A 12,601-nucleotide genomic window follows, 5' to 3' on the forward strand; every position below is an offset into this window, starting at 1 on the left:
GACCGGTCAGGCGCGCGTGTGCCTCCCTCGGCCCACCTGCGGCACCGGCCACGCTTCTTCGGTGAAAAGGGCTGCCGACGGGAGGACGCCGGTGCGGGCCGCGTTCATGAGGGGCGGTGCGTGGTGCAGCTCCGAGGCGGAGAGCCACCGCACGTCCGGCCAGAGGTCCTGTACCGGCAGGTCACCCGAAAGGCGCTCAGGCAGCGCCATATGATCCTGTCCTAGTTAACGTGCATATGTGGATAAATCTTCTCCCAGCTCACAGCTGGTGACCGGCGGCTCGAACAGCGCCGCGCAACCCGGGACGACCGATGAAGTGCCGCGGAGACCGACCGACAAGGAATGGAACAGACTGAGCATGGTCTGGCCCGGCCTGGTCAGAGGCGATGTGTGGATCACCGGGGAACCGACCGACGTGTACAACTGCGTCGCCTTCAGCATGGGTTACACCGACCGGTGGATCAGAGAGGTCTCTCCCCTGTCCGCCTTCGAAGCCCTCTACGACGACTACGGCTTCACCGTCACCCCGTACGCCGAGGGGACCGTCGACGGCTTCGGATCGCCGGACTCGGGCCCGGACAGGGGTAAGAAGATGTACCACGCCAGCAGACTCTCGCCGGACCCACGGTTCTCGGAGGACGGCCTGTGGGAGTCCAAGCTCGGCCCACAGGAACGCATCACGCATGGACGCAACCAACTCTGCGGAGATGTGTACGGCTCCATCCTGACGAGCTTCAGCCCTTCTGCAGGGCGCATCAGGCTTCCCGACATGGAACCGGAACTGACCGCCGAGGAACGTCGGGCCCTTCACGGGATCGCCGTGGAGCTGATCGCGGACGCCGCGCTGAGCGATGAGTTCACCCGTCGGCGCGAGGCGTTCCTCGCCGCGGTGGCCGCGAGCCCGGCGTCCCGGATCGAGGCGTTCGCAGAGTTCCCCGAGTTCACCGATCTCACAGCGCTCGGCGAGCGGATCGTGCCGCTGGTCGTCGCCCAGCTCGACGACCCGGGCGGGTTCTTCCTGCTGGAGGTGCTCGACGCGCTCGCCCCGTCGGCCGCCGCGGTGGACCACGACCCGTGGACCGGACTGCAGTCACGCGCAAGGCTCGTCGCGCGCGCCTGGCTCGCAGCGCACTGACACGTGCAGGTGCGGACCACCCGATGCCCCACCCCTCCGCACCGAGGAACCGCAGAGGACGAAGGAGCAGATCATGGTGAGCAGAACGGCAGGATCCGGCATACCCGGCCTCTCCCAGGCCAAGGCCGTCGGACAGGGATTCAACGTGTACGGGGCTCTCAGCTCCGAAAGCCTGGTGCGCCCGCTGGTCGACCCGACCAAGGCCGGGACGACGGTCTTCAATTTCCAGGGCGTGGACTACACGATCCCCGATTACGTGGTCGGCGTGGAGGACCCCAGCAGTTACGTGATCAGGACCGTCTCAGAGACCCGTGAGGAGGCGCAGAACGCGCTGTCCGTGCACGCCGGTGTCGGCGGATCCTACGGGGCGTTCTCCGGGGAGATGGAGGCTGACTTCAGCTTCGAGCGCAACACCTCGTCGGACAGCTACTTCTGCTACTGGCGCTCGGTCAACTCGCTCGCCGTCCTGGAGACGAATCCCGACCTGGCGAAGAAGGCGATCAGCGACGACTTCGCCGCGGCGGTCGACGGGCTGCCGCTGCCGCTGAGCGAGGAGAACAAGGAGGACTACTTCGACTTCTTCGCGGTGTTCGGGCCCTTCTACACGCGGCATGTGACGCTCGGCGGGAACCTGACGTTCCTCAACCAGGTCACCCGGAACGAGTCCATCACCAAGGCGAGCGTCGAGCTCTCGGTGAAGGCGCAGTACGACGGGCTCTACGCCACCGGCAAGCTGGACCTGTCCGGGATCACCACGAACCAGTGGTCGTCCTACCGGGACGACTCCAGGGTCATGGTCGAGGGCGTCGGCGGCGATCAGGCGCTGCTGGCCCAACTCGCCGGCGTGGACCCCTGGCACTTCTCCAAAGCATCGGCCGACCTGGCCACCGCGTGGACCCGGTCCCTGGGATCCGCGGCCGGCCTGGTGGACTTCGACCTGGGCGGGGTGTGGGAGCTGATCTCCGATCCCGAGCGTGCCGCCGCGGTGCAGGAGGCATGGCAGCTGTACTCGGAGATCATGCACCTCAAGATCAGCGTTCAGAGCTGGTCGACGGGGCTGCCCTGGCCCTGCGACATTCCGGCGCGTCCGCCGATCCTGATCTCCGACAAGGTGATCAAGCCGAAGGATCCGCCCGCGTCCCCGGTCGGCGCGCAGGTCATCGTCCTGGACGGCAACAATGCGGCCAGTCCCCACGGGGTTCTGCTCGACCGCTACTACTGCCTTCCGGTGGAGTACGCGTGGCCCATGACCTACCAGGCCATGTGGGACAAGATGGCCGCCGACCTCGAGGGCTACGACCAGCGCGGGAACATCCTGCTCATGGTGACGTTCGGCCAGTTCCTGAACATGCCTCCGACCGACAGCGCGCTCGCGATGTTCGAGACGGCCGGGGCTTCCGCCGTCGTGCAGGACTGGATCACGCACTGCGACCCCGGCAGCCAGCAGGACGATCCGAGCGTCTGGACCGCCTTTCCCCGGGTCTACGCCCTGGCAGGAGTCTTCGGGCACGGACCCGGCACCGGCATCGAAGCCTTCATCGGTGACTACTACGACGGCAGTCCCAGCCTCGACATGACGGTGTATCTGTACCGGCAGGCATACGGCGGCCAGTACGTCCTCGGCGCCGGCTAGCGTCCGTGCGTCTGCTGATCGTCGGCCAGGGTTCGCGTCACACCGGCTACGCCCGGGTCCTGCGAACCCTGGCTGTGGAGCTCGCCCACGAATTCGACGTCTTCTTTCTCTGCCTGATGTCCCCGGCCCCGCCCGCACTGGCGGGAGTCAGATACATCGCGCCGCTGCTGCGCAGCGATCCGTACGGCCTGGCAGAACTCCCGGCCGTACTCAGCAGGGTCAGGCCGGACGTGGTCCTCGCCTGCCACGATCCCCAGATCCTGGCGGCCCAGACCAAGACCGTGCGGGCACATGGAGGCTCCCGCATCGTGCTGTACCTGCCGCTGGAATGGCAGGAGCAGGATCCTTCCATGCTGCGCGAGCTCGCCTCTGCCGACCGTCTGGTGTGCTACACGGACACCGCGAGGCGCTGGATACAAGCGCGGACCGGCCTGTGCGCGCCGATCCTCTCGGAGCCGATTCCGCACGGCGTGGACCGGCAGGTCTTCGGGCCCGTCGACGCCGAGGGGCTGCCCGACCGCCGGGCCGGGCGCGCGGTCGCCCGGGCGGCGGCCCGTCGCCTCCTCGGCCTGGGCGACCGGGAGACGGTCGTCCTGAACGCGAACCGGGACACACCGCGCAAGCGGCTCGGCACGACCCTCCAGGCATTCGCCCTGGTCGCCGACAAGGCACCTGACACCCGGCTGATCCTCACCCACGGCCAGCGGCTGCGCGACGACGCGCGCCGTCCGTCGCTGCGGGGCCGGGTCCTCATCCCCGACCGGCCGCCCGACACCGACACGGCCCTGAACCATTACTACAACAGCGCCGACGTGGGTCTGAACACCTGCACGGCGGAAGGCTGGGGCATGGTCGCCTTCGAGCACGCCGCCGCGGGCGTCGCACAGGTCATGCCCGGCCACCCCGCACTGCGCGAGATCTGGGGGTCTGCGGCGGGTTTCGTGCCCGTCGCCCCGTCCGCGGTCGACGGATACGGGCCGGTCGACCCCGCCGATGTCGCCGAGGTGCTGCTCCCGCTGTGCCGGGACCGGGAACAAGCCGACCGGCTGGGCCGGCGGGCCCGGGACCGGGCCCGCTCGGCCGAGTTCGACTGGGCGGGCATCGCGCGGCGCTGGAGCGCGCTGCTGCGGGACACGGTGGCAGGCTCAGGCTGCTGATGACCCGGTGCGTGACGGGGCCACCCACGGGGGCACCCCTTGCTGACCACGGCACACACCGCGACGGCCGCCGGTGACGCCGGTCGCGCCGACGGAGCCGGTGACCGTCCACGCGGAGTGGGGACGGTCGTCTCCGCTCCCGCACCGACGTCGCGCACGGCCTGCGGTGCTTCGGCCCGGTGTGGCCCGCTGTGGCCGCAGCGATCCGGTGTGGGCCACAGCGGCCCACAGCGGCCCGCACCGGGCCGGGCTCCACCGGTTGTCCACGGGCCGGCCGGCCCTGACCGGGTTCCGTGCCGACGGCTGTGCCGGCGTTCCCCGGGCCCGTTCCGGTCAGCCGGTGACCGCGGCCCAGGCTTCCGCGATCCGGTCGAGCACGCGCTGGTGCTCCTGGCGTCGCCGGCGGCGGGCCTGGGCGCGGGTGAGAAGCACCCGGGCCTCTTCGAGGATCGTGGGGAGTTCGGCGGCCGTCGCCGCGGCCGCGCGTCGTCTCAGGGCGTCCATCAGGGGGTGGTCGGCCTCCGCCTCGGCCGCGTCCGCCGCCGCCTGGCGGTACAGGGTCTGCGGGTCGATGCCGAGTGCCTCCACCGTGGCCTGCTCGGCTCTGAAAGCCTTCTGGCGCGCTTCCGTGACGGTGCGTTCGGCGTCGGCGAGGGTCATCGCTGCGGCGGAGCTCCGGCCGGGTCTCCAGGAATCTGTCACGGGTCCTTAAACGCCGTCAGGACACAGGAGTCACCCGGCCGGGCCCGGATTCACTCGGGCTTCTCCTCGTCCTGGCCGTCCAGGGCCTGAGGGGGTTCGGTGTAGAGGATGTCGCGGGCCTGTTCGGCGGCGCGGAAGATGCTCTCGGAGACGAAGTCGACGAAGCGCGCTATGTTCTCCAGCCGCACGGCGGCCGGAGTGTCGGGGCCGAGGACGTTGACGCCCTGGCGGGCGGTCTCGGCGAGCGCCGCGTTGGAATGGGCCGCGGCGATCATCGACTGGTACCAGACGTCGTTGTCGACGAGGTAGCGCTCGCGGCGGCGTTCGTCGCGCACCCGGCGGATCAGGCCCTGGGTCTCCAGGAACGCGACCGACTTGGAGATCGACGCCGGGCTGACCTGGAGGCGCTCCACCAGTTCGGCCGCGGTGAGACTGCCCTCGTCGGTGACGAACAGACAGGTCAGCACCCTCGACATCATCTTGGGCAGGCCCTGCTGCATCAGGAGGGTGGTGAACACCTCCTCGTACTGGCGCACGGCCTCGGAGTCCCGTCCGTGGGTCTGCCCGGGCGTCCGTGCCTCCCGGGGAGCGGTGGCCTGCCTGCGGCGGTGCGCGCGGTGCTCGGTGGCCCGGTGGGCCAGGTCGGCGCGGTAGCCGGTGGGGCCGCCGTTGCGCATGACCTCGCGCGTGACCGTCGAGGTGGGGCGGTCCAGCTGTCTGGCGATCTCCGCGTAGGCGAGGCCGTCGGCCAGGCCCAGCGCGATCTGCTGACGTTCGGACTGGGTGAGTCTGCCTCCCGGCATCGCGGACTTCCTCTCGTACGTGCCTGATGCGCCGACTGTAGCGTTCGATCCACTCCATTGCAACGACCGATCGTGCGTGTCGTTGCGTTAAAAGCAGAGCCGTTGCAACGATTTTGCCGCCCTGACCTTCATTTACATGGGAGAGGTGCAACAAGCGTGTTGCCGGATCTCTGAACGCAACGTAGCTTTTCCAATGTCGGAAACGCCAGGCAGGCGCCGGCAGGCACACACAACGGGAGAGCATCATGCAGAAGTTCGACACCACCGCCCCGGTCACCGCGGTCCTGGACATCCCCGCCGGTCTCGTCCGGTTCATCGCCGCCGACCGGACCGACACCACCGTCGAGGTTCTGCCCGCGAACGCCGCCAAGAGCCGTGACGTGAAGGCCGCGGAGCAGATCACGGTCGCGTACGCCGACGGCGTCCTGCGGATCGACGCCCCGGAGGCGAAGAACCAGTACTTCGGCCCCTCCGGCACCGTCGAGGTGACCGTCCAGCTGCCCTCCGGTTCCCGGGTCGAGGCGAAGGCGGCCAGCGCCGAGTTCCGTGCCGTCGGACGCCTCGGCGACGTCGTCTTCGAGGGTGCGCACGGCAGCGTCAAGATCGACGAGGCGTCCGGCGTGCGCCTCACCGCCGCCGCGGCGGACGTCTTCGTCGGCCGTCTCACCGGTCCCGCCGAGATCACCACCCAGAAGGGCGACATCAGCATCGCTCGAGCGGAGCGTGGCACGGTCGTCCTGTCCACGCAGATGGGCGACATCAAGGTCGACGCCGCCGCCGGGGTCTCCGCCTCCCTGGACGCCGGCACCGGCTACGGCCGCGTCCACAACGCGCTCAGCAACACCGAGGGCGCCGCCGCCGGTCTCACCATCCGCGCCACCACCGCCCACGGCGACATCGCCGCCCGCAGCCTCTGAGCCCCCCAGCCTCTGCGAAACGGAGCACTCTCCTCATGACCGAACTGGCCATCGCCGCGAGCGGACTGCGCAAGTCCTTCGGCGACAAGACCGTCCTCGACGGCATCGACCTGTCCGTCCCGGCCGGCACGATCTTCTCCCTGCTCGGCCCGAACGGCGCGGGCAAGACCACCGCCGTGAAGATCCTCTCCACCCTGATCGGCGCCGACGCGGGCGAGATCCGCGTCGGCGGCCACGACCTCGCCACCGCTCCCCAGGCGGTCCGCGCGGCGATCGGTGTCACCGGGCAGTTCTCCGCCGTCGACGGTCTGATCACCGGCGAGGAGAACATGCTCCTGATGGCCGACCTGCACCACCTGTCCAAGCAGGAGGGGCGGCGGGTGGCGGCCGAACTGCTGGAGCGCTTCGACCTGGTGGAGGCCGCGAAGAAGCCCGCCTCCACCTACTCCGGCGGCATGAAGCGCCGCCTGGACATCGCCATGACCCTGGTCGGCAGTCCCCGCATCATCTTCCTCGACGAGCCCACCACCGGACTCGACCCCCGCTCACGCCACAACATGTGGCAGATCATCCGCGAACTGGTCACCGGCGGCACCACCGTCTTCCTCACCACCCAGTACCTGGAGGAGGCCGACCAGCTCGCCGACCGCATCGCCGTCCTGCACGACGGGAAGATCGCCGCCGAAGGCACCGCCGAACAACTCAAGCGCCTCGTCCCCGGCGGCCACGTCCGCCTGCGGTTCTCCGCGCCCGCCGCCTACGAGAGCGCCGCGGCGACCCTCGGCCAGGTGCAGCGCGACGACGAGGCACTCACCCTCCAGATCCCCAGCGACGGCAGCCAGCGCGAACTGCGCACCCTCCTCGACCGGCTGGACTCCGCCGGCATCGAGGCCGACGAACTCACCGTCCACACCCCCGACCTCGACGACGTGTTCTTCGCCCTCACCGGCCCCACCGCCGTGCCCGCCCAGACCAAGGAGACCGTCCGATGAGCTCGCTGTCCCTCGCCCTGCGCGACTCCTCCACCATGCTGCGCCGCAACCTCCTGCACGCCCGGCGCTACCCGTCGCTGACGCTGAACCTGCTGCTCACGCCGATCATGCTGCTCCTGCTGTTCGTCTACATCTTCGGCGACACCATGAGCGCGGGCATCGGCGGCGGGGACCGGGCCGACTACATCGCCTACCTCGTGCCGGGCCTGCTGCTGATGACCATCGGCAGCACCACCATCGGCACGGCGGTCTCCGTCTCCAACGACATGAGCGAGGGCATCATCGCCCGCTTCCGCACGATGGCGATCCACCGCCCCTCGGTGCTCGTCGGACACGTCGTCGGCAGCGTGCTCCAGTCGGTCATCAGCGTGGTCCTCGTGGGCGCCGTCGGACTGCTCATCGGCTTCCGCTCCACCGACGCCACCGCCCTGGAATGGCTCGCCGCGTTCGGACTGCTCGTGCTGTTCGCCCTGGCCCTCACCTGGATCGCCGTCGGCATGGGCCTGATCAGCCCCAACGCGGAGGCCGCCAGCAACAACGCGATGCCGCTGATCTTCCTCCCGCTGATCTCCAGCGCCTTCGTGCCGGTCGACGCCATGCCGGGCTGGTTCCAGCCCGTCGCCGAGTACCAGCCCTTCACCCCCGCCATCGAGACCCTGCGCGGACTGCTCCTCGGCACCGAGATCGGCCACAACGGATGGCTCGCCGTCGCCTGGTGCGTCGGCCTGACCGTCCTCGGCTACTTCTGGGCGACCTCGAAGTTCGACAGCGACGCGAAGTAACAGCCGTGACCGTGCGGGCCGGCTCCCGCGACCCGTCCCACCCGAGGGCGGCGTACACCGACACCCGTCGTGTACGCCGCCCCTTGCGCTGTGTGCGCCCGGTCCGGCCTCAGGCCGCGAAGCCGATGGCGGTGACGTACTCGTACTGGCCCCACTGCGAGCCGAGATCGGTGATCTGGTCGACCCAGGCGTCGTCGAGGGCCTGGACGTCGTCCGTGCTCCAGGCGTCGACGATACGGTCCCAGCGCCGGACGTTGAGCGTGCGGAACTCCACCACGCGCTGACGGGGACCAGCGACCTGGGACTGGTTCAGAGGGTGGATCTCGACCCGGGTGCCGCGGCCCTCCCGGTTGAGGCGCGCGAGCAGATAGCGGGCGACGTTGTGGCGGCGGACCGTGCGGTAGGCGGCCTCGATACGTTCGAGGTTCTTGCGCGAAGGACTGCGCCGGCCGTCCAGCCACGCCCTGACCGTGCGGTCGGTGACCGTCAGGCCCGCCTCACGGGCGGCGGCACGGGCATGGTCGGTGCGGGTGAGGTAGTGCAGCCGGGCCAGCAGCCCGCGCCGCGCGGTCACAGGGGTGGAGATGTAACCGGCGAGGGCGTCGAGCCTGTGTGCCACGGCCTCGTGGCCCTTGATGCCACGGGCGCCGAACCTGCCGAAGTCCTGGATGCGTTCGGGCACGCCTGGTCTCCCTCCGCCCGGTACCGGTGACCGTCGTGACGCGGCCCCGCAACAGTATGAGCCAGCGGCGCGGGCCGGGACGACGCCTCGGCGGACGCTCGCGGGGACGGCATCCGCGTAGGGCGTCACGCCGTAGTTCTGCTCGACGCCCGCTTGAGTCGCCGGGGGTCGCCCGGTCGAGGGGGACGGGCGGCTTCGGTCGCTGTCCCCAAGGCGGTCGGCGGGGCCGGGGGAGCGACTGGGAAAGTTTCGGTAGCTGTCGGTCGCTGAGGAGAAAACACCTGGTCACACGGTCTGACCTCGGGAAAACAGCGACTGAAGCGACTGAAGGTCCGGGTCTATGAAGACATTCGCGTGTGTGCGCGTGCGCGTAGAGGCGTAATAAGGAGGGAAGTTGAGTCGCTTCAGTCGCTTTTCCGGGTGGAAAAATCGATCTGACCTGGTGTTCTGTAAAGCGACTCAGGCAGCGACCGAAGCGTTTTCAGGTCGCTGGCGGCTTCTCGACGGTCGCTGAGGCGGTCATCTTGTCGGACAACACCTCTTGTGCTGGGCCGCTTCTCCCACGGAGCTGCTTCGCTAGTCTGTGTCAGTCGTTGAGTCGCTTCGGTCGCTGGTGGGGGATGGGCATGGCTTCTGAGCTGCTGTTTTCTCGCAGCGACTCACGTCCGAGCGACTCAGGTCCGCTCGGGTCCAAGGGCTTCGGGACACAGGTCCGCGGCTCCCTGAGGACGGCGCGCTGGTGCGCCGGGCGGGGCTGGCCGGTGCATCCGCTGGCCGCGGGGCGCAAGACGCCGGTGGCCAACTGCGGGGCCTGCCGGGAAACCGGCCACACCCATCGGGGGTGCGGCTGTCCGGCCGCGGGCCGCTGGTGCCACGGTTTCCGCGCGGCGACCCTCGACCCGGCCAGGATCGAGCGGTGGTGGGGCACGAGGCCGGGACTCGGCGTCGGGGTGGCCTGCGGGCCCGCCGCACTGGTCGTCGTCGACATCGACGCGCACACGGCACGTCTGCCCGGGCGTGACCGGCTGCTGCCCGGGATCGGGATCGGTGACGGCGTCGACCTGGGCGGGCTGGCCAACGGGTTCCACACGCTCGGTGTGCTGGCCGCGTTACGGGGAGAGCGGAGCCCCGCGGACGACGGCACGACGCTGCGGGTGCGTACTCCCTCGGGCGGCATGCACGTCTGGTACCGGGCCGAGCCGGGGCGGCGCTGGCAGTGCTCCACCGGATCCGGCCGGGGCCGGGCGCTGGCCTGGCAGGTCGACGTACGGGCGGACGGCGGCTACATCGTGGCGCCGGGCACGGTCACGCGGGCCGGTGCGTACCGGCCGGTCGGGCCGGTCAGGGAGCCTGCGCCGCTGCCGGACTGGCTGGCCGGGGAGCTGGAGCGCACCGGTCATCTGCCGTCGGTGCGGACGCCGGTGACGCGGCCGGTGCCGCCGCGGGCGCGGCTGGCCGTCGTCGCCGCGGGCGGCGGGGGCGACGAGGCCCGTCGTGTGCTGGCCCGGGTGCTCGCTCAGGTGGCCGAGTGCGCGGCCGTACCGGAAGGAGCGGGGTTCTCCGAGAAGCTCAACCGTGCCGCCTACACCGCCGGAGGGCTGGTGGCGGCGGGACGTCTGGAGGAGCGCGAGGCGGAGCGGGTTCTGCGGGACGTCGCCGAGCACGCCCGGCCCGGGCAGCGGCGGCGCCACGATGCCGTCGTCCGCAGCGGGCTGAGCGCGGGGATGCGGCGCCCGCTGGCTGTGGGGGGCCCTGGATGACGATCGGCAACGACGACGCCCTGGCCGGCTTCGACGCGCAGGCCGTCGCGGCGCAGATCCTCGCCCAGCCGCTGCCCCGGCAGCGCCAGGCGGGCGGGGCAGCGGCGCAGGGGACGGCGGACGGGGCGGAGGCCACCGCCGGGGGGCTGCTGCCGGACACCCTGAGCGACCGCGGCAACGCCAAACTCTTCGCCAGGCTGTACGCGAACGACTACCGGCATGTGCCGGGGCTCGGCTGGTTCCGGTGGGACGGCACCCGCTGGCAGGTCGACGAGGACGACACGGTGCTGTGGGCCGCCGGTGATCTGGCGGAGGCGATCGCCACGAACGATCCGCGCGGTGTGCACAGTTCGGCCGCGCTGGCGCAGCACCGGCGGCGGGCGCTGAGCACCGGCGGGATGAACGCGATGCTGACGCAGGCACGTTCGGCGCCCGGTCTGGTGCTGAACCCTGCACTGCTGGACGCCGACCCGTACGCGCTGTGCACGCCCGCGGGCATCGTGGACCTGCGCTCGGGAGTGATCCGGGTGCCGGATTCGGCCAGGGACTTCCACTCCCGCTCGACGACCGTGGCACCGCAGCCGATGCCGACGCCCCGCTGGGACCGCTTCCTCACCGACACGTTCGGCGAGGGGCCCGAGGGCGCGGAGATGATCGACTTCCTGCATCTGCTGCTCGGCTACTCCATCACCGGTGACGTCGGCGCGCAGGTCATGCCGTTCCTGTTCGGGTCCGGCAAGAACGGCAAGTCGGTGCTGCTGGACGTGGTGATCAAGCTGATCGGGGACTACGCCGACGCGGCGCCCCCGGGGTTCCTGATGGCCCGGCTGTACGAGGGCCATCCGACGGACCTGGCCGAGCTGCACGGGCGGCGGGTGATCGTGTGCAGCGAGGTCAAGCAGGGGGACCGTTTCGACGAGGCGCGGGTGAAGCTGCTGACGGGCGGCGACCGGATCAAGGCACGCCGGATGCGGCAGGACTTCTTCAGTTTCCGGCCGACGCACAAACTGTGGATGCTGGGCAATCACCGGCCCGAGGTGGGGACGGGCGGTTTCGCGTTCTGGCGGCGCATGCGGCTGATCCCCTTCGAGCGGGTGGTCCCCGACGACCGGAAGATCGACAACCTGGCGGACGTCCTGGTGACCGAGGAGGGGCCCGGGATCCTGGCCTGGCTCGTACGGGGCGCGCGCCGCTATCTGGGCGGGGAGAAGGACCTCACCGGGCCGGAGCGGGTGCGGATCGCGACGACCGCGTACGCGGAGACCGAGGACCACACGGGGCGTTTCCTCGCCGAGTCGTGCCGCACGGAGCCCCGGCTGAGGGCGGAGCAGGCGCAGCTCTACGCGGCCTACAGTGCGTGGTGCCGCAAGGAGGGCGCCAAGGCCGTCTCGTCACGTGCTTTCGCGGCACGGGTCCGCGAGGCGGTGGGACTGGCGTCGCCCAAGCAGATGATCCTGTCCAACCAGCGCAAGTACTACCCGGGTATCGGACTGGTGGCCGACGAGGAGACGATATGAGTGCCCTCATCGCAGAGGTCGACCTCGCCCATGAGGAGGGCCTCGTCTGGCTGGAGGACGTCAGCCGGCTGGACTACGTCCGGCAGAGCCTGGACCGGCTGCCGACGCGGCGCGGCAAGCCCGCCTACCACCGTGACGGGCGGCTGGTCGGCTATGCCCGGCTCGGTTCAGGCGCGAAGCCGTCGCGCTCCTCGGGGACGTTCCGCCGCCGGGTGTTCTGGCTGCTGCCGCACGACCGGGACGCCGATCCGGAGGGCCTGTACGCGACGGGAGCACCGGCGGAGGCGGTGGATCCGCGGACGCTGACGGCCGGCAACAAGGGCCGTAAGACCGAGCGTTCGGAGGGCGGGCCGCCGTCGTCCGCGATGCGGGAGCTGGGCATCACGCTGCCCCTGTGAGCCCCTGCCCCCGGTGAGCCCTGCCGCCGGAGTCCGGTTCCTGCGGGCCCGGTCCCTGTGAGCGGCTTCAGGGGCGCTTGACAGATGCTCGATCCGAGCCTCGAAGACTGCCCGTACCGAGTT

At 70.5% G+C, this 12,601-nt stretch carries 12 protein-coding genes; 9 read left to right on the forward strand and 3 right to left on the reverse strand.

Features of this window, described 5'->3' with window-relative positions; translation table 11 throughout:
• Positions 1 to 358: 358 nt before the first annotated feature.
• From ACIQGV_RS36195 to ACIQGV_RS36205, 3 genes are all read left to right on the forward strand, one after another.
• Positions 359 to 1,135, forward strand: a complete 777-nt coding sequence (locus tag ACIQGV_RS36195; RefSeq protein ID WP_402502837.1) for a hypothetical protein — start codon at positions 359 to 361, stop codon at positions 1,133 to 1,135.
• Between the two features lie 73 nt (positions 1,136 to 1,208).
• Positions 1,209 to 2,768, forward strand: a complete 1,560-nt coding sequence (locus tag ACIQGV_RS36200; RefSeq protein ID WP_402502840.1) for an MAC/perforin domain-containing protein — start codon at positions 1,209 to 1,211, stop codon at positions 2,766 to 2,768.
• A gap of 5 nt (positions 2,769 to 2,773) precedes the next feature.
• On the forward strand, positions 2,774 to 3,925 hold the full coding sequence (locus ACIQGV_RS36205; protein WP_402502842.1) for a glycosyltransferase family 4 protein: 1,152 nt from the start codon (positions 2,774 to 2,776) through the stop codon (positions 3,923 to 3,925).
• Positions 3,926 to 4,258: 333 nt separating this feature from the next.
• On the opposite strand, the gene ACIQGV_RS36210 is transcribed toward ACIQGV_RS36205, so the two are convergent.
• On the reverse strand, positions 4,259 to 4,627 hold the full coding sequence (locus ACIQGV_RS36210) for a hypothetical protein (protein WP_402502844.1): 369 nt from the start codon (positions 4,625 to 4,627) through the stop codon (positions 4,259 to 4,261).
• Positions 4,628 to 4,677: 50 nt separating this feature from the next.
• Complete coding sequence (locus ACIQGV_RS36215; RefSeq protein WP_402502846.1) at positions 4,678 to 5,430, reverse strand: helix-turn-helix domain-containing protein; 753 nt, start codon at positions 5,428 to 5,430, stop codon at positions 4,678 to 4,680.
• Between the two features lie 245 nt (positions 5,431 to 5,675).
• On the opposite strand from ACIQGV_RS36215, the gene ACIQGV_RS36220 reads away from it, so the two are divergent.
• From ACIQGV_RS36220 to ACIQGV_RS36230, 3 genes are read left to right on the forward strand one after another with little or no spacing between them, the layout of a single operon-like run.
• Complete coding sequence (locus ACIQGV_RS36220) at positions 5,676 to 6,347, forward strand: DUF4097 family beta strand repeat-containing protein (RefSeq protein WP_402502848.1); 672 nt, start codon at positions 5,676 to 5,678, stop codon at positions 6,345 to 6,347.
• Between the two features lie 35 nt (positions 6,348 to 6,382).
• Complete coding sequence (locus ACIQGV_RS36225; protein WP_402502850.1) at positions 6,383 to 7,339, forward strand: ATP-binding cassette domain-containing protein; 957 nt, start codon at positions 6,383 to 6,385, stop codon at positions 7,337 to 7,339.
• A complete protein-coding gene (locus tag ACIQGV_RS36230) occupies positions 7,336 to 8,121 on the forward strand; it encodes an ABC transporter permease (RefSeq protein ID WP_402502853.1) in 786 nt (261 codons plus the stop codon). Before ACIQGV_RS36225 ends, ACIQGV_RS36230 begins: the two co-directional genes overlap by 4 nt.
• Before the next feature lie 109 nt (positions 8,122 to 8,230).
• Here ACIQGV_RS36230 and ACIQGV_RS36235 read toward each other — a convergent pair whose 3' ends face one another.
• Positions 8,231 to 8,803 carry a transcriptional regulator gene (locus ACIQGV_RS36235; protein WP_402502855.1) on the reverse strand — a complete coding sequence of 191 codons (573 nt, stop codon included), beginning with the start codon at positions 8,801 to 8,803 and terminating at the stop codon, positions 8,231 to 8,233.
• Between the two features lie 626 nt (positions 8,804 to 9,429).
• Between ACIQGV_RS36235 and ACIQGV_RS36240 the strand changes: the two genes are divergently transcribed.
• Genes ACIQGV_RS36240 through ACIQGV_RS36250 form a run of 3 tightly spaced genes read left to right on the forward strand, consistent with a single transcriptional unit; the run spans position 9,430 to position 12,478 of the window.
• Entirely contained in the window at positions 9,430 to 10,563 is a 1,134-nt protein-coding gene (locus tag ACIQGV_RS36240; RefSeq protein WP_402502858.1) for a bifunctional DNA primase/polymerase, read from the forward strand.
• Positions 10,560 to 12,080, forward strand: a complete 1,521-nt coding sequence (locus ACIQGV_RS36245; RefSeq protein WP_402502860.1) for a phage/plasmid primase, P4 family — start codon at positions 10,560 to 10,562, stop codon at positions 12,078 to 12,080. The genes ACIQGV_RS36240 and ACIQGV_RS36245 overlap by 4 nt, the downstream gene beginning before the upstream one ends.
• Entirely contained in the window at positions 12,077 to 12,478 is a 402-nt protein-coding gene (locus tag ACIQGV_RS36250) for a DUF6009 family protein (protein ID WP_402502862.1), read from the forward strand. The genes ACIQGV_RS36245 and ACIQGV_RS36250 overlap by 4 nt, the downstream gene beginning before the upstream one ends.
• Positions 12,479 to 12,601: the final 123 nt, after the last annotated feature.

The organism is Streptomyces sp. NPDC093094 (assembly GCF_044754345.1).
Classification (GTDB): Bacteria; Actinomycetota; Actinomycetes; order Streptomycetales; family Streptomycetaceae; genus Streptomyces.